Annotated in this window: 13 protein-coding genes and 4 pseudogenes; 10 read left to right on the top strand and 7 right to left on the bottom strand. The window is 55.7% G+C overall.

Translation table 11 applies throughout. The features are described from left to right. The first annotated feature begins 52 nt into the window (after nucleotides 1-52). Nucleotides 53-894: pseudogene (locus AC0L7S_RS15165) on the top strand (helix-turn-helix domain-containing protein). 87 nt (nucleotides 895-981) lie between these two features. Beyond that, a complete protein-coding gene (gene bmt, locus AC0L7S_RS15160; RefSeq protein ID WP_473471783.1) occupies nucleotides 982-1,998 on the top strand; it encodes a betaine--homocysteine S-methyltransferase in 1,017 nt (338 codons plus the stop codon). A 19-nt stretch (nucleotides 1,999-2,017) separates the two neighbouring features. On the opposite strand, the gene AC0L7S_RS15155 is transcribed toward bmt, so the two are convergent. The 6 genes and pseudogenes from AC0L7S_RS15155 to AC0L7S_RS15130 form a co-directional block, all read right to left on the bottom strand. Further along, nucleotides 2,018-2,299, bottom strand: coding sequence for a hypothetical protein (locus AC0L7S_RS15155; protein ID WP_473471782.1), 282 nt, complete (start codon nucleotides 2,297-2,299; stop codon nucleotides 2,018-2,020). A gap of 168 nt (nucleotides 2,300-2,467) precedes the next feature. Further along, nucleotides 2,468-4,501: a vWA domain-containing protein gene (locus tag AC0L7S_RS15150; RefSeq protein ID WP_473471781.1), complete on the bottom strand. Its 2,034-nt coding sequence runs from the start codon at nucleotides 4,499-4,501 to the stop codon at nucleotides 2,468-2,470. Between the two features lie 2 nt (nucleotides 4,502-4,503). Beyond that, a pseudogene (locus tag AC0L7S_RS15145) lies at nucleotides 4,504-5,063 on the bottom strand (RNA polymerase sigma factor). A gap of 354 nt (nucleotides 5,064-5,417) precedes the next feature. Continuing rightward, nucleotides 5,418-6,596 carry a BaiN/RdsA family NAD(P)/FAD-dependent oxidoreductase gene (locus AC0L7S_RS15140; RefSeq protein ID WP_473474321.1) on the bottom strand — a complete coding sequence of 393 codons (1,179 nt, stop codon included), beginning with the start codon at nucleotides 6,594-6,596 and terminating at the stop codon, nucleotides 5,418-5,420. Between the two features lie 194 nt (nucleotides 6,597-6,790). Next, a pseudogene (locus tag AC0L7S_RS15135) lies at nucleotides 6,791-7,449 on the bottom strand (hypothetical protein). Nucleotides 7,450-7,595: 146 nt separating this feature from the next. Continuing rightward, nucleotides 7,596-9,168: pseudogene (locus AC0L7S_RS15130) on the bottom strand (trimethylamine methyltransferase family protein). Between the two features lie 258 nt (nucleotides 9,169-9,426). On the opposite strand from AC0L7S_RS15130, the gene AC0L7S_RS15125 reads away from it, so the two are divergent. Next, nucleotides 9,427-10,125, top strand: a complete 699-nt coding sequence (locus AC0L7S_RS15125; RefSeq protein WP_473471780.1) for a corrinoid protein — start codon at nucleotides 9,427-9,429, stop codon at nucleotides 10,123-10,125. A 15-nt stretch (nucleotides 10,126-10,140) separates the two neighbouring features. On the opposite strand, the gene AC0L7S_RS15120 is transcribed toward AC0L7S_RS15125, so the two are convergent. Further along, nucleotides 10,141-10,278, bottom strand: coding sequence for an entericidin EcnAB (locus AC0L7S_RS15120; protein ID WP_473471779.1), 138 nt, complete (start codon nucleotides 10,276-10,278; stop codon nucleotides 10,141-10,143). A gap of 64 nt (nucleotides 10,279-10,342) precedes the next feature. Here AC0L7S_RS15120 and AC0L7S_RS15115 point away from each other — a divergent pair, with 64 nt between their 5' ends. The 7 genes from AC0L7S_RS15115 to AC0L7S_RS15085 all read left to right on the top strand — a co-directional run bounded on the left by AC0L7S_RS15115 (nucleotide 10,343) and on the right by AC0L7S_RS15085 (nucleotide 17,356). Continuing rightward, entirely contained in the window at nucleotides 10,343-10,975 is a 633-nt protein-coding gene (locus AC0L7S_RS15115; RefSeq protein ID WP_473471778.1) for a DUF1638 domain-containing protein, read from the top strand. A 251-nt stretch (nucleotides 10,976-11,226) separates the two neighbouring features. Further along, nucleotides 11,227-12,006: a formyl transferase gene (locus tag AC0L7S_RS15110; RefSeq protein WP_473471777.1), complete on the top strand. Its 780-nt coding sequence runs from the start codon at nucleotides 11,227-11,229 to the stop codon at nucleotides 12,004-12,006. Nucleotides 12,007-12,137: 131 nt separating this feature from the next. After that, complete coding sequence (locus AC0L7S_RS15105; protein ID WP_473471776.1) at nucleotides 12,138-12,440, top strand: virulence factor; 303 nt, start codon at nucleotides 12,138-12,140, stop codon at nucleotides 12,438-12,440. Then, nucleotides 12,433-13,044 (top strand): methylenetetrahydrofolate reductase C-terminal domain-containing protein, encoded by a 612-nt coding sequence (locus AC0L7S_RS15100; protein WP_473471775.1) that lies wholly within the window; start codon nucleotides 12,433-12,435, stop codon nucleotides 13,042-13,044. The genes AC0L7S_RS15105 and AC0L7S_RS15100 overlap by 8 nt, the downstream gene beginning before the upstream one ends. Next, entirely contained in the window at nucleotides 13,041-14,144 is a 1,104-nt protein-coding gene (locus AC0L7S_RS15095) for a methylenetetrahydrofolate reductase (protein WP_473471774.1), read from the top strand. Before AC0L7S_RS15100 ends, AC0L7S_RS15095 begins: the two co-directional genes overlap by 4 nt. 78 nt (nucleotides 14,145-14,222) lie before the next feature. Beyond that, nucleotides 14,223-15,188, top strand: a complete 966-nt coding sequence (locus tag AC0L7S_RS15090; protein WP_473471773.1) for a methyltetrahydrofolate cobalamin methyltransferase — start codon at nucleotides 14,223-14,225, stop codon at nucleotides 15,186-15,188. A 98-nt stretch (nucleotides 15,189-15,286) separates the two neighbouring features. After that, the gene (locus AC0L7S_RS15085; protein ID WP_473471772.1) at nucleotides 15,287-17,356 is read left to right on the top strand and encodes an ASKHA domain-containing protein; all 2,070 of its coding nucleotides are present in this window, start codon (nucleotides 15,287-15,289) and stop codon (nucleotides 17,354-17,356) included. The last annotated feature ends 77 nt before the right edge of the window (nucleotides 17,357-17,433 follow it).

Below are 17,433 nucleotides of genomic sequence, written 5' to 3'. Positions count from 1 at the left end.
GAAAAAATGCGAATCAGCGGAATTTTCTCCTCAACAACGGTTCGGTGACGAAATGGACAAGCGCGACCTCTCAATTGTCTTTCGTGAACGATTGAAATTGCTCCTGACAAGGTCTGATCTAAATCAGTCAGCATTCGCAACCGCGGCCGGTATTGACCGCTCAGCACTTTCACAATTGCTGTCAGGGGCGTCGACACGCTTGCCGCGCGCCGAAACGCTTCTCAACATCGCCGCCGAATTCAAGGTGTCGCTCGATTGGCTGCTTGGCCTGAGCCACGACGAGGGTGTAACCGGCGAGATCAGGGAAAGCCTGGAGATAGAGGAGGCATCGGATGGGTTTGACCGCACGCTTCTTGCCAAATGGCACGCCGAAGCCATCGGCACCAAGATAAGATATGTGCCGGCCGGCATACCCGATCTGCTGCGCACCAAAGCACTGGTCGACTACGAGGCGGGCCTTGCCAACAGGAACAAGCAGGCTCAGGCAATAGAAACCCAGTACCGTATTGAATACAACCGGCGGCCCGAAACGGACATGGAAGTCTGCATGCCGCGCCATACGCTGGAAATATTCGCGCATGGAATGGGTGTCTGGGGTGGATTTCCCAGGAAATGCGCCGGGAACAACTGCTGCATATGGCAGCCTTGCTGGACGATCTCTACCCGACCTTCCGCTTGTTCTTCTATGATGGCCGCGCACGCTATTCCATCCCCTACACCATCTTCGGACCATATCGCGCGGCGATCTATGTCGGCGACATGTACCTCGTGATGAATGCGACACAGCCCATTCGCACCCTGACCAGCCATTTCGACAATCTGATCCGGGCCGCCGAAATAAACGCGCACGAAGCTGCTGGTTTCGTTCACCGCCTGGCAGATGTGGAATTTTGAGATTCAGCCATGCCTTCGTGCATTGACGTGACATAAAGATTTCTTTATATCCTTATTTCAAATAGGCTATTGAAAACGGAACCTCTGATGACCAACCCGATTGACGCATTGCTTGCTGAAAAGGGCGTGCTTCTGGCTGATGGCGCCACCGGCACCAATCTCTTCGCCATGGGCCTTGAGGCTGGCGAGGCGCCAGAGCTTTTGAATGAGACCGCGTCTGACACGATTACCAGCCTGCATCAGAACTTTGTCGATGCGGGTGCCGACATCATCCTGACCAATTCCTTTGGCGGCACACGCCACCGGCTGAAGCTTCATCACGCACAAGATCGCGTCCATGAACTGAACAAACGCGCGGCCGAGCTCGCCCGCGCCGTTGCTGACAAGGCCGGACGAAGGGTAATTACCGCCGGTTCAGTCGGCCCGACCGGCGAACTTCTGGTGCCGCTCGGTGCGATGACCTATGACGAAGCAGTCGAAGCATTTGCCGAGCAGATCGAGGGTCTCAAGGCTGGCGGTGCGGAAGTTGCATGGATCGAAACCATGTCCGCCCCCGACGAAATCCGCGCGGCCGCCGAAGCGGCCATACGTGTGGGTCTACCCTACACCTATACCGGGTCTTTCGATACGGCTGGCCGCACCATGATGGGCTTGCTGCCGAAAGACATCCATGCCGTTTCCGACGGATTGGCCAAAGCGCCGCTTGGCGTTGGCGCGAACTGCGGCGTCGGCGCATCGGATATTCTGGCATCGCTGCTCGACATGACAGAGGCGCGTCCCGAAGCAACGGTAATCGTCAAGGGCAATTGCGGCATTCCCGAATTTCATGGAACGGAAATCCACTATTCCGGCACGCCTGAATTGATGGGCGATTACGTCCGTCTGGCAGTTGATGCCGGAGCAAAGATCATCGGTGGCTGTTGCGGCACGTCATTTGCCCATCTCGCCGCCATGCGCCAGGCACTCGATGCCCACAAAAAGACCACGCGTCCGACATTGGACAATATCGTTGAACGCATTGGCCCGTTGCGCAACAAAGCTGCAACACCAAACACGCCCGAGACATCGCAAGGTCGCCGCGAGCGCCGCCGCGCCCGAGCCTGAAAAACGAGGCCGGTTTGCTTTATTCGCTGTTTTCGGCGTAGCTCGACAACACGGAAGCCTGATCGGTACGCGCGCCACCATCGTCGGTTCGCAGCATCATCATCGCGTCGGATGACAGCGGGGCGGTGACCTGTTCCAGCATGATCCGAAATCGATCATTGTGCAGCGCCGATAACGCCGTTTGCCGTGCTATGTCGACATCACTTTTGATACGATTTGTATCCGCCGATCCCGTGCTTGGCTCACTCGCTTTGCTGCCCGCAGCTACTGATGCCCAGCCCGCATTGCCATCGATACGCATTCCAAAGCCCTCAACTGCGTGACAATCAAGATAACACGCTAAAGTTGCTTTCCAATGGCAGGAAACCAGACATTTTTATGGACTTCATAAAGCAAATGGCCGGCAAAAAATCGCCGACCATACAGTCCGTTTCTCCACCTTTCGGCACCCAGTCAAGCTAATCACAGGCTATTTCGCGCCCTTCAGTGCGGAAGCCAAACGCACGAGAGAAAGAAACTCGGAACGATAGCCAAACGGATCGGCCCCACGCGCATCGGAAGCAATTCCCATGATCTTGTCATAGCCGAAGCTCGACAAAGCATCTTCGTCTCGCAATTTCTGCCCGAAAGCGGCGACCGCGACGGAAAATTTCTGATCCGTTCCAGCGGCATCGAAAGATGAAACATCATTGGCTTGGGTAACCGGTGTCGTGATCAGTTTGGATGTATCTTCATTTGGCAATTTGTAGCGGATTTTCACGAAGGCATATTCGTCCGCATTTGCAACGCCGCCATTGTCCGTGCTGGCCTGCCCATAGCGCAAATCGTCGATCTGTTGCGCGGCACCCTTGGGTGTAATCTCATAGATCGCGGTAACCGAATGACCCGATCCGATATCCCCCGCATCAACGCGATCATTGTTGAAATCTTCGCGGTTGAGCGCCCGCGTTTCATAGCCGATCAGGCGATACTCCGCGACCTTTTGCGGATTGAACTCGACCTGGATTTTGACATCCTTGGCAATCGGAAACAGCGTCGAAGACGTATCTTCAACGAGAACTTTTTCGGCTTCCGCAAGCGTGTCGATATAGGTAGCCGTACCGTTGCCGTTCTGGGCTATGGTCTGCATCATCTGGTCGTTGAGATTACCGCGCCCAAAACCCAGAACCGAGAGAAAGACACCTGTCTTGCGCTTGTCTTCGATCAGCCCCTTCAGATCGTCATCATCACTTTGCCCGACGTTGAAATCCCCATCAGTGGCAAGCATGACCCGGTTGACGCCTTCTTTGACGAAGGACTGCTGCGCCAGTCGATAGGCCTCGCGAATGCCCGCCTCGCCGGCTGTCGAACCGCCGGGCTGCAACTGGTCGATCGCCGCAAGGATCTTGCTTTTTTCTGTCGCTTTCGTCGGCTCCAGAACCGTGCCGGCGTTACCCGCATAGGTCACGATGGAAACCGTATCCTCAGGTTGCAATTTGTTGACCAGAAGCCGGAAGGCCGATTGCAAAAGTGGCAACTTGTCTGGCGCATTCATCGAACCTGACACATCGATCAGGAATACCAGATTGGCCTTTGGCTGCTGCATTGGCTGAACATCATAACCCTTGATGGCAACATGCATCAGCTTGTGCTGCTGGTTCCACGGTGCGGGCATGACAGATACGCTTGTGTTGAACGGCGTTTGCCGATCAGTCGGCCCCTTCCAGTCATAGGGAAAATAGTTGATCATTTCCTCGACGCGCACGGTATCCGGTTGCGGCAACACGCCTTCCTTCAAGGAACGCCGCACCATTGAATAAGAGGCTGTATCGACATCTATCGAGAAGGTCGAAACAGGATTTTCAACCACGGAGCGAACGGGATTGGTTTTGAAATCCTCAACACGATCGCGGTTTTCTTGTCGCGGTGGATACGCGTCGGTTGGCGCAATTGAAGGCCGTACCTGCATCTTGAGGCCAGCCATAGGTGCAGTTTGCGACCGATTGGCCATCGCTTCAGCCAACGGAGCAGGTGCAGGCAAAGCCCCGCCAAACGCATCTTGCCGCATTTCACGGCTATTGCCAGCAGCTTCGGCCTTTGGCGAGGCCGGTGCCACTGTAGCGTTATCGTCGCGCTCACTATCGGCTTTCTTCAATTCCGCAGGCTTGACAGCTTTTTCACGCGCTGGCTTATCTGCCAGCGTTTCGCTGACCTTAGTCCCCTCCGTGATATGAAAGGGCGAATCCTGCAACAGATAGAGTGCAGTGTAGCCAGCGATTGGCAACGCCACGAGGCCAGCGATGGCAGGTGTTACGATCAGCTTTTTATCCATGATGTCTCTCCAGAGCTTATGTGCTCGTTCGGTGAGACGTGGCTTGGTCACTGATCCTTTGGTGGCTGGCGAAATATTTTGAGCACCGTCATAGGCGCTCATGGCTGCTTGCAAGGCGCGTGCCTTTGCCCGCGCGTCCGGTGCTGGAGCGGCGATATCTCGCAATCTTTTCAGTTCGTTGTCATCCACCATGGTCACACTTCCCCGGCTGAGCGCATCAGCACTTTCAACCGTTTTTTCGCTTCATGGATGTGCCAGGAAACGGTGGCTTCGGAGATAGCCATCGCTTCCGCCGCTGCTGCATGGTTCAGTCCTTCCCCATAAACCAGAAGCACCGCATCGCGCTGCTTGTCGGGCAATTTGCGAACAGCAAGCCATAAGTCTTCGCTCTGCTCATCCGCTTCGCTGGGCGCCGTGTCTTCTGTCAGCATCTGAACGCTATAGGCCGCAGTCCTGGCCGCTTCGCGCGTTGTCTTGCGTGCATGATCGCGGGCCGCGTTCAACGTGACAGCATAGAGCCATGTGGTGAACGCGCTGGCGCCCCGATAGGCGCGGATGGACTTGCCAAGCCTGACGCAGACATCCTGGGCGATATCTTCTGCATCCGCTTTTTCCCACACCAGCGCCACGCCACGCGATAGATAAAGTCGTAGTGCCTCTCGACCAAAGCGCCGAAAGCATCTGCGTCCCCATTTTTCGCACGCCCTATCAGATCGGAATCGGAAGCGTCGCTTTCATCCACCGTCATCGCCATCATTTGTCCGTTGGACGAAGCCTGTTTGGAAATCCTTGGGCTGAGGACACGTTTTTCTCAAAAGTACTGGAAGAATAGCCGTCGCAACATCTAGGGTCAGGACTCATTAATGTGATTGAAATGGCGGCTGAAACGGCAATGAGATGCAAGGAGAAGCGCGAAGAGCGGGGTCCACCCCGGTCGAGCGGTTCGACGACGCAGGTCGCAGCCGTTTCGCCGTCCGAAAGGATATGGCCAATTTGCCCGCCTACAGCGTCGCAAGCCCTCGAAAACCGGATGGTTTCCTGTGGGATTTCTACTTGTATCCGAACAAATTTGCTCATACCAGTCCAACCAGATTAATGGGTCCTGACCCTAGACAGCCTGTCCGGCTACCCAACCAGACGACCATGCCCATTGGAAATTATAGCCGCCAAGCCAACCGGTAACATCAACGACCTCGCCAATAAAATACAGACCCGGAACCGATTTGACCTGCATCGTCTTCTGGTCGAGCGCATCAGTGTCGACGCCACCAAGCGTTACCTCTGCCGTCCGGTAGCCTTCCGACCCAGCCGGTTTGATGCGCCAGTCATTGACCGCAATATCCACCATCTTTATCTGCGCATCCGATAAACCCGCAATATTCCATTCAAACCCGATATTTTCGGTGACCGTCTGAGCCAATCGCTTCGGCAAGTGCCTGCCGAGAACCGTCTGCAGTGCCTGCCGCCCATTCTCGCGCTTGGCATCGCGCAACAGATCCGCAACATTCTGACCCGGCAACATGGCTATGCGAATTTCATAGCCTTCGCGCCAAAACGAGGAAATCTGCAAGATCGATGGCCCGCTGATACCACGATGAGTAAACAGCATTGCCTCCGAAAACCGCGTTTTGCCACAAGCAATTTCAGCATCGACCGCGACACCGGCAAGTGGCGTCAATTTGGCAAGAGTTTGAGCCTCGAAAGTGAGCGGCACCAGCGCCGGCCTCGTCTCGACAACAGGCACATTGAACCGCGAGGCGATTTCATAGCCGAATCCAGAGGCCCCCATCTTGGGAATCGATTTGCCCCCGCAAGCCACCACCAGCGACTTGCAAGCCACCAATCGACCGGAGATGGTCAAATGAAAGCCCTCGGAATTCTTGTCGATATTGCCGACATTTGCCGACAAATGCAGATCGACGCCGGCATTTTGCATTTCGCTGACCAGCATGTCGATGATCTGGCGCGCTGAGCCGTCGCAAAACAATTGCCCCAGCGTCTTCTCGTGATAGGCAATGGCGTAGCGCTCAACAAGCGCGATGAAATCGCGTTGCGTGTAACGTTTCAGTGCCGAAATGCAAAAATGCGGATTTTGTGAGAGAAAATTCCTGGGGGCCGCATTGATATTCGTGAAATTGCAGCGTCCGCCGCCGGAGATGCGAATTTTTTCGCCGGGCGCGCCAGCATGATCGGCGATCAGCACCGAGCGGCCGCGTTTTCCCGCCTCAACCGCACACAACATACCTGCCGCACCGGCACCGATTACAACGATATCATAGGCTTGCATCAAGCGCCCCGATTTGGTTGGCCAACTCAATTGGGTGCTTCAGTAAACAACGTCGTCAACTGTTGCCAGTGCCACCGCCCACCGGCTTCGTCAAAAACACCGTATTCAGGCATGCGCCATCCATGCGCCATACCGGCATAATTTTCAATCCAGATCGCGCGCACACTTAATGGCCCACATGAGAAGCGCAACCGCTACCTTGCAAACGAAGCCATGTGAAAAGCCTGCATATCGGCCGGATAGCGATATTCGGTGCCAAAGGGCACGCATTGCGGTCAAGACAACCGGTGCTGCGGCATGGCTCGCCGCTCGTTCCACGCACATGAGAAAGGCAGGATTGATAAGCGAAGCCTGCGTTCGAATATGCGCCAACCGGACACGGTTTCAGGCAGGGTTTTCCGACACATGTATCGCAAAGATGAATCGTTTTATCATGAGCGGCGACGGTGATTTCATGGTCAAACAGCAGCGCACCGCGATAGGCATGCCACAAACCATATTGTGGATCCATAAGGATGCCGAGTGGTGACGGCTTCAAACCTTGCGCGCGCATGGCCCATTGCTGAAATGGCATGTAAGGCTTGTCATTTGGAGAAACCGCCCTCGCCCCAATTTGTGCTGCAACGGCGCCTATGATTTCACGCGACCATGCATCGAGCGGGTTGGCAAGCGTTGGCGCTTGCGTATCGCGCCAGCGTTGAAAATGCGACCATGCGCCAGCCCCCACCTGCCCGACAAGCAGGAGCGATCTGGCAGGCGTTTCAAAAAGACCGGGCGGGGCGGCATCGCCCACTTCGAAATTGAAACCACCGCGCACGACAAGACCGGACGTGGCAAGCCTAGCGTTCACCATTTCCAGAAGGTCGTCTTTCACCGCACCAGCACCGGGCAAAGATTGCGCAGACATCATCACTTCTTGACCGGATCGGAGAATGCGCTCCGCCAGACTTCCTTGTGAATAATGTCAGCCACTTTAGCCCGGCCTGTATCGGGCTCCTTTCAAGTGAAAGCGTCAGGCATGGACGCTTTCTTCTCGGCGATGAAGTCTTTGAGCCCGTCATCGGTGCCGGGATCGAGGAATGGCGCTTCGTAGCTTTCGAGCCAGTGCCTTGCCAGCAAATTGGCGCGTTGCGGAGCAGTCTTTTCACCCTCGGCCAGCCATTGTTCATAGGAATTGTTGTCGGCAATCGATGAACGGTAGAAGGCTGATTGGAAATTGGCTTGCGTATGGTCGCAACCAAGGTAGTGGCTGCCCGGCCCCACCTGACGAATGGCATCCATCGCCTGTCCGTTCTCCGAAAGATCGACACCTTCAGCGAGCTTCTGCTGCATGCCGAGCTGGTCGATATCCATCATGAACTTGTCGTAGCTGGATGCCAATCCGCCTTCGAGCCATCCTGCCGAATGCAACACGAAATTGGTGCCGGCAAGCAGCGTCGAGTTCAAGGTGTTGGCGCTCTCATAGGCCGCCTGCGCATCCTCGACCTTGGAGGCGCACAACGAACCGCCGGTACGAAACGGCAGGCCGACGCGGCGCGCAAGCTGTGCAGCACCATAAGAAACAAGCGACGGCTCAGGCGTACCAAACGTCGGAGCACCCGATTGCATCGAGATCGACGAGGCAAAAGTCCCGAACAGGACCGGCGCGCCGGGCCGAATCAACTGGGTGAAGGATGCTCCCGCCAGAACTTCGGCGAGAACCTGCGTCAGCGTACCGGCAACCGTCACCGGGCTCATCGCACCGGCAAGAATGAACGGCGTGACGATACATGCCTGATTGTGGCGCGCATAGACTTTCAGCGCGCCCAGCATGGTTTCGTCAAACACCATTGGCGAATTGGCGTTGATCAGGCTGGTCAGGACCGTATTGTTTTCAACGAAATCATCGCCAAACAGGATTTTGGCCATTGCAACCGTGTCTTCGGCGCGTTCCGGCGCAGTCACCGACCCCATGAACGGCTTGTCGGAATATTTGATGTGCGAATAGATCATGTCGAGATGGCGCTTGTTGACCGGCACATCGACGGGTTCGCACACCGTGCCACCGGAATGATGGATCGACGGCGCCATATAGGCGAGTTTCACGAAATTGCGGAAATCCTCGATCGTTGCATAACGCCGGTTGCCATCCAGATCGCGCACGAAGGGTGGCCCGTAAACCGGCGCGAACACCGTGGCGTTTCCGCCGATTTGCACTGAACGCTCGGGGTTGCGCGCATGCTGCGTATAAACAGAAGGTGCGTTTTTCAGTAGCGACCGGCACAATCCCTTGGGAAAATGCACCCGCTCGCCCCTGACATCGGCACCAGCTTCTTTCCACAATTGCAGGGCTTCGGCATCATCGCGGAACACAATGCCCGTTTCTTCGAGAACAATGTCCGTATTGTTCTCGATCAGCGCCAGCCCTTCTTCGTCCAGCACTTCATAGACTTTGATCTTGCGCTTTATATAGGTGAGCTGTGTGCCGGGCCCGCCACCGGATCGCGCCGCACGCCGGGCGGCAGCCCCCACTCGCACCACGCCCGCGTCTTGCCTTCGACGCTTCCTGATCGACTGCCGCGTTTTCGCTCATTTCTGTCTTCCTTGAAAACTTTTTGACCGCCCATGCGGTCGTCTGTGCAGGATCGTAGCCATACACCTTATTTGAAACGGCCAGTCAGCGCCAACACCTGTCGCAAAATCGACAAGAAATCCAATAGATTTGCAGTCGCTTTCCTTTTGCAGGAAGTCGCAAATCAGCTATGGCAATACCTACCGAAAGCGATAGGTATTGCGTGAGGTTTTTCATGCGCGTCGAAAAGGTCGCGCGACAGCATGGGTTGGAGAAAACATGGCCGACGACGAGATCATTCTTTCCGAACTTTCCGACGACGAACTTGTGCAGCAGATGCACGACGATCTTTATGATGGTCTGAAAGAGGAAATTGAGGAGGGAACCAATATCCTTCTCGAACGCGGCTGGGTGCCATACAAGGTTCTGACCGAGGCTCTGGTCGAGGGCATGCGTATTGTCGGCGAGGATTTCCGCGACGGCATTCTGTTCGTGCCGGAAGTCTTGTTGTCAGCCAACGCGATGAAGGCAGGCATGTTCATCCTGCGCCCTCTCCTTGCCGCAACCGGTGCGCCAAAGCAGGGCAAGATGGTCATTGGCACCGTCAAGGGTGACATTCACGACATTGGCAAAAACCTTGTCGGCATGATGATGGAAGGCGCTGGCTTCGATGTCATCGACCTTGGCATCAACAACGCCGTTGAGAAATATCTCGCGGCGATCGAAGAGCATGAGCCCGATATCATCGGCATGTCAGCGCTTTTGACGACCACAATGCCCTACATGAAGGTTGTCATCGACACGATGAAGGAAAAAGGCATCCGCGACGACTATGTCGTGCTGGTTGGCGGCGCACCGCTCAACGAGGAGTTCGGCAAAGCTGTTGGTGCAGACGCTTATTGCCGTGATGCCGCCGTTGCGGTCGAAACCGCAAAAGACTTCATGACCCGCAAGCACAATTTGCGTGCAAGCGCCTGACGAAAAGCTGACGCGTCAGTTTTCGACAGTATCTTCGACTGCATGCGCCGTCGATTTGACATCCTTGCCAACACCTCGAACGGTGTTGGCGCAAGCTGATAAAGCGAAAGCGCAAACGATAGCGGCTAAGAGTGCGGAGTTTGACAGCTTCATGGACGTTGCCTCTCGCTATTGTTAACTTCACCCCACACTAACGAAAGCCGGCTCGACAGGTTCCATGACACCGGTGCAAAAAGAAAGCTCACATCCAGGCAACAAGCTATTGGTCATCGCTTGCGGCATGATTGCGCGCGAAATTCTCGCTGTAAAAGAGCAATTGCACCTCGAACATCTCGAACTTACCTGCCTTCCGGCCGAGTTTCACTTCTATCCTGATCGCATTGCGCCAGCGATGGACGCAGCCATTGTCGAAGCAAAGGCCAAAGGCTACGAGCATATTTTCGTCGGCTATGCCGATTGCGGCACCGGCGGCTTGCTCGACCGGGTTTGCGAGAAACACGGCGTCGAACGCATGGCCGGCCCGCATTGCTTCGCCTTCTATCAGGGCATGGGTGCCTATGCCAAAATCGCTGACGACGACATGATGTCGTTCTACATGACCGACTTTCTCTGCCGCCAGTTCGATGCTTTTTTCATGAAACCGCTTGGTCTCGACAAGCATCCTGAATTGATCGCAGACTATTTCGGCAATTACGAGAAACTGATTTACCTTGCCCAGACCAATGATCCGGAACTGGACAAAGTTGCTGAAAGTGCCGCGAAATTGCTCGGTCTGGTCTATGAGCGCCGCGCAACCGGCTATGGCGATCTCCCCGCAGGGCTTGCACAGGCAGCGACACCTGTCGTTTAGTTGCCCAAGTCAAGAACGGTGCGCCATGGCTCGCCCAGAGCGGGATGAGGAAAAGTGGATACCGGTTTTGCGCCCGCATCCCGCTCAAACTTATTGGAATCGATCACGTTCATGATTTTGGATCGATTCGACCCTAAATCATCGTGATCCAGAAAGAATTTCATGAAGCTTCGTTTGACTGTGGGCGCGGCGTTTGCATTTCTTTGTGAAATCTGACGCGAATCGCTTCTCAACATCATCGAGCCAAGACGTTGACCGCAGGAAAAGAAGCACCGAAAATCCTTATCATCACCGAAGGCGGCCCGCACATTTGGGCGCTGGTCAACGCTATCGCCAGGCAGTTGGGCCCGGTCAACGTCATTGTCGAAGAGCCTGAATCAAAACGAAAATTGTTGCTTGGCCGGGCAAGACGGCAAGGCTGGATTTCAGCTGGCGGGCAATTTGCGACCATGATTGCGGTACGGCTGGCAAAACGCTGGCGCACTGACCATATGGAACGGCTGATTTCATCGCAAAAACTTGAAACGTCTCCGAAAACCGATCAAACGATCATCCGGGTTCCATCCGCCAATGCTCCACAATGCCTCGCAGCCATCGAGAGCTACAAACCGTCCGTTATATTGCTGGCGGGTTGTCGACTGCTGAACCGCAAGACTTTGGCGGCAATTCAATGCCCGGTCCTCAACTACCATGCAGGCATCACCCCGAAATATCGGGGCATGAACGGCGGTTATTGGGCATTGGCGACAGGTGATGCGGAAAATTTCGGCACAACACTGCATTTGGTCGATGCCGGCATCGACACTGGCGGCATCCTGGCGCAAGCGCGTGGCAAGCCGGCTTCTGGTGACACCATTGCCAGCTATGCGCTAGTGCAGGTCGGCTTTTCGCGCGAAATCTGCATCAAGGCGCTCGAAAATGCCATGAGCGGGAAGCTTGAAACCATCGAAGTCGCCCCGCTGTCAAAACTATGGTTTCACCCCACCATCTGGTTCTATCTGTGGACCGGCCTGACGAAGCACGTCTGGTAATTTCACAATCTCGTCTGACACGTGGCAATAGGTAACTTCGCGCGTCGCATTTGAATGCGCGCGCGTCGTCTCATGAGAAGCAGCAAACCAAAGCATGCGGCAATGCTCGGTAACTCAAGGAGTGAAAATTCATGGCTGATCTGATCGTTGTTTTCTGGCGCGACATTCCCGCCCAGGTCATCGTGAAAAAAGGCAGGCAGAACGCCAAGCGCGAACTGCCGTTACGTTTCATCGAGGCAATAGACATGTGCGCCATGAGAAGTGGCGCACGCGGAAGCAATGATTACCTGGAAGACTGGCGCAAGGCAGACCCGGTGCCAGTCGGCGACGATCTTGAGGCTGAAGCCGACAAGGCGCTCGCCGCACTCGATGCTCAGTACGACAAAACCAAACTCGTTGCTCTCATAGATGCAGGCGGCAAGGAAAATGTCTGACACGCAACCTAAAGCGCCTGCAACCGGCCCGTCCGGCGTGACGCAAGCGACATTGGTCAAGAAGGCGGCCCCCAAGACGGACTACAAGCCGTCGGATGTTTCGCCCCAACGACGTGTCCAGCGCTCATTCGCCATCAGGCTATGGGCGGTACGCCATTCGCGCTTGCTTGAATGGTTTTACGCCAGGTTTGCCGATGTATTCCTCATGTTGCATCCGCTATGGCGGGGAATAGGCTATGGCCGCGTTGAAGCGCCGATAAAATTCATCGAAAAACGCGTGAAAGGCTTCATGTTCGACTGCCGCATGTGCGGTCAATGTGTCCTTTCTTCCACCGGCATGTCTTGCCCGATGAATTGCCCCAAGCAATTGCGTAATGGCCCCTGTGGTGGCGTGCGCGCCAATGGTCACTGTGAGGTCGAGCCCGATATGCCCTGCGTCTGGGTCAAGGCATGGGAAGGGTCGCGCAACATGGTCAATGGCGACACCATTCTGAACGTGCAAAAGCCGGTCGATCAGTCGCTGCGCGAGACTTCCGCCTGGCTGCGCGTTACCGCACAGGCGGCTTCGGAACGGCAAGCAGCCAAGGCCGGGGAACCCAAATGACACAACCACTTCCACCTGACCGCGACGAAAACCCGGCAGGCATCGATCTGCCGCTTGATCGCTTGCCCGGCCACAGCTCCAGAGGACGTTTGGAGAGAGTTCTTCGGCGCGGCGAATTCGCCGTGACAACCGAACTCAATCCGCCTGATAGTGCAGACCCCGAAGATGTATACAACCGGGCCAAGATTTTCGAAGGCTGGGTAGACGGCATCAATGCGGTCGATGCCTCAGGTGCCAATTGCCACATGTCCTCCGTTGGGATTTGCGCACTTTTGACCCGTATGGGTTATGTGCCGATCATGCAGATCGCCTGCCGCGACAAGAACCGCATAGCCATTCAAGGCGATGTCCTGGGTGGCGCCGCAATGGGCGTTGCCAATGTGCTATGCCTTACCGGCGACGGCGTTCAGGCTGGCGACCAACCCGGTGCCAAGCCGGTGTTTGACCTCGATTGCATGTCGCTTCTGGAAACCGTGCGCATCATGCGCGACAACGGCAAGTTTCTTTCCGGGCGCAAACTGACCACGCCACCCCAGCTTTTCCTGGGCGCTGCCATCAATCCGTTTGCACCGCCTTACGATTTCCGTCCCCATCGCCTCGGCAAGAAGATTGCTGCCGGAGCCCAATTCGTTCAAAGCCAGTACTGTTTCGATGTGGAGATGTTTCGCGAATATATGAAACAGGCCCGTGACCTTGGCTATACCGAAAAAGCCTTCGTCCTTTGCGGCGTCGGGCCTCTGGCATCTGCCAAGACCGCCAAATGGATTCGCTCGAATGTACCGGGCATCCACATTCCCGACGCAATCATCAAGCGTCTCGAAGGCGCCCAGGATCAGAAGAAGGAAGGCAAGCAGATCTGCATCGACATCATCAATGAAGTCAAGGAAATCGAAGGGGTTTCCGGCGTCCATGTGATGGCTTACCGGCAAGAAGAATATGTTGCGGAAATTGTTGATGAATCAGGCGTTCTGAAGGGGCGTCGCCCATGGCGTAAAGAAGCACGCTCGGATGATCGGCTCGTTGCTGAACGGCTTGATCAGATCCTGCATGAAGACATTACCGAAACTCAGACCGACATGGTCAAGGAAGCCTCGAATTGAGCATGTGTCGCAGACATTGGCTTGTACAAATAAAGATAACGATATAAAGAACTCTTTATATCAATACGGAGAGATTGCATGACCCGCACCATTGTTGCCTCGGCGACACGAGAGATCATTATCGGCTTCGATCAACCCTTTTGCGTGATCGGCGAACGCATCAACCCGACAGGGCGCAAGAAACTTGCCGCCGAAATGATGGAAGACAATTTTGAAACGGTGAAGAAAGATGCGCTCGCACAGGCCGCATGCGGCGCGACCATGCTTGATGTCAATGCGGGCGTGACTGCGGTCAACCCCAACGAGACCGAGCCCGCGCTTCTCGTCAAGACGCTGGAAATCGTGCAAAACCTCGTCGACCTGCCACTATCCATCGACAGTTCCGTTTCCGCCGCGATCGAAGCGGCCTTGCAAGTTGCAAAAGGCCGTCCGCTGGTCAATTCCGTTACCGGTGAAGAGGAAAAGCTCGAGGCAATCCTGCCGCTGATCAAGAAGTACAATGTACCGGTCGTTGCCATTTCCAACGATGAAACGGGTATCTCGATGGACCCTGACGTCCGCTTCGCTGTGGCCAAGAAGATTGTCGAGCGTTGCGCCGACTTCGGCATTCCCGCCCATGACGTCGTTGTCGATCCTCTGGTCATGCCCATTGGCGCGCTTGGAGATGCCGGTCGGCAGGTATTCGCATTGTTGCGCCGCCTGCGTGAAGAACTGAAGGTCAACACCACTTGCGGCCTGTCGAATATTTCCTTCGGCTTACCCCATCGGCATGGCATCAACGCCGGGTTTATTCCTATGGTCATTGGTGCGGGCATGACCTCGGCGATCATGAACCCTGTTCGTCCGCAGGAGATGGAGGCTGTTCGCGCCGCCAACGTGCTCAACGGCACCGACAAGGATTGCATGAACTGGATCAAGACCTACAAGGACTACAAGCCGGGAGAACCTGCAACTGCCGCGCCTGCCGCGGTCAACGGAGCCAGCGAAGGCAATTCCAGCGGCGGCCGCCGTCGCGGGGGGCGCGAAGCACGAGTGGGCCGTTGACATTCAAAGGTGACCAATCTCATATCGATCTCGAGTGCTGCAAAGCGGACGGGATCTAGGGCACGGCCAGCCCGAAAGTAATTGGAAAGCAGTACGCCATGAACTCGCCTGTTAACATCACCGATCCTCTCGTCCTTTTCATGCCATCGGGAAAGCGTGGGCGTTTTCCGGTTGGAACACCGGTTCTCGATGCAGCGCGCCAGCTTGGCGTCTATGTTGAAAGCGTGTGCGGCGGACGAGCGACATGCGGGCGTTGTCAGGTGGTTGTGCAAGAAGGCAATTTTGCCAAGCACAAGATCATTTCCTCCAACGATCACATTTCGCCGGTCGGCGCGAAAGAAAAACGTTATTCAGAAGTCCGCAGCCTGCCGGAAGGACGTCGCCTGTCCTGCTCGGCCACGGTCCAGGGCGATCTGGTTATCGACGTGCCACAAGACACTGTGGTCAACGCCCAGACCATCCGCAAAGCGGCAAGTGACCGCATTATCGAACGAAATCCTGCTGTGCAATTGTGCTATATCGAGGTCGATGAACCTGACATGCACAAACCATTGGGTGATCTTGATCGCCTGAAGGTGATGCTAGAAAAAGATTGGGGCTGGCAGGATCTACTCGTCTCGCAACATCTGTTGCCGCAGGTGCAAAGCACGCTGAGAAAAGGCAACTGGGCTGTAACCGCAGCAATCCACCGCGATCTGGAATCTTCGCGCCCAACGATCATTTCGCTATCCCCCGGCCTCAAGAATGAGGCTTACGGAATTGCCTGCGATATCGGCTCGACGACAATTGCCATGCATCTGGTTTCATTACTTTCTGGTCGCATCGTCGCAACAAGCGGAACATCGAACCCACAGATTCGTTTCGGCGAAGACCTGATGAGCCGCGTTTCCTACGTGATGATGAATCCCGACGGCCGCGAGGCGATGACCAAAGCCGTTCGTGAGGCCGTCAACGACCTCACCGAAAAAGTGTGTGCCGAGAGTGGTGTCGATAGCAACGACATTCTCGATGCCGTGTTCGTCTGCAATCCCATCATGCATCACCTGTTCCTCGGCATTGACCCGACAGAACTCGGGCAAGCCCCCTTCGCGCTTGCCGTCTCGGGTGCCGTCCACACATGGGCAGACGAAATCGGCCTGAATATCAACACCGGCGCGCGCGTCTACATGCTGCCCTGCATCGCAGGCCATGTCGGTGCCGATGCGGCAGGTGCAACACTGTCGGAAGGACCATATCGGCAAGATAGCATGATGTTGCTTGTCGATGTCGGCACCAACGCCGAGATCGTCTTGGGGAACCGGCAACGTGTCGTGGCCGCTTCATCACCGACCGGGCCAGCATTTGAAGGTGCGGAGATTTCCGGTGGCCAACGCGCCGCACCCGGCGCTATCGAGCGCGTCAGGATTGACCCTGAGACCTTTGAACCGAAATATCGCGTCATCGGCGCGGAGCAATGGTCAGACGAACCGGGTTTCGATGAGGCTGTAAAAGAGACTGGCGTTACCGGCATTTGCGGCTCTGCTATCATTGAAGTGGTCGCCGAAATGTATCTCAGCGGCATCATTTCCGAGGACGGCGTGATCGACGGGACGCTGGCGGCGAAAAGCCCACGCATCATTCCAAATGGCCGAACTTTCTCTTACCTGCTGCGCGAAGGCGAACCACGCATCACTGTTACGCAAAATGATGTTCGCGCCATCCAGCTTGCCAAGGCAGCACTTTATGCCGGCGTGAAATTGCTCATGGAAAAACAAGGCGTTGAGACTGTCGACACAATCCGCTTTGCCGGTGCCTTCGGCTCTTTCATCGACCCGAAATATGCAATGGTTCTGGGGTTGATCCCTGATTGCGATCTCGATGAAGTAAAAGCGATCGGCAATGCTGCGGGAACCGGCGCCCTGATGGCTCTGCTCAATCGCGGCCATCGTCGCGAGATCGAGTTGGAAGTTCACCGCATCGAGAAAATCGAAACCGCACTCGAGCCGCACTTCCAGCAGCTTTTCATCGACGCAATGGCGCTGCCCAACAAGGTGGACCCCTTCCCCAAACTATCGGCAGCCGTCAAATTGCCGCCCCGCATGGCAAATAGTGAGGAAGCTTTGGCAGGTGATATGGCACCACGCCGGCGTTCCCGCGAGGAACGTTCAGCACGCCGCAGCCGCAATTGATATTGCCGAAGCACCAGACGGATTGGCAAGGTGCTGACCTTACCGCTTGAATCTTTGCCTCGTAAATCAGGCTGCTG

The sequence above is a fragment of the Mesorhizobium sp. G2-6-1 genome (genome assembly GCF_055809095.1).
This window is presented reverse-complemented; position numbering and strand designations above follow the sequence as displayed.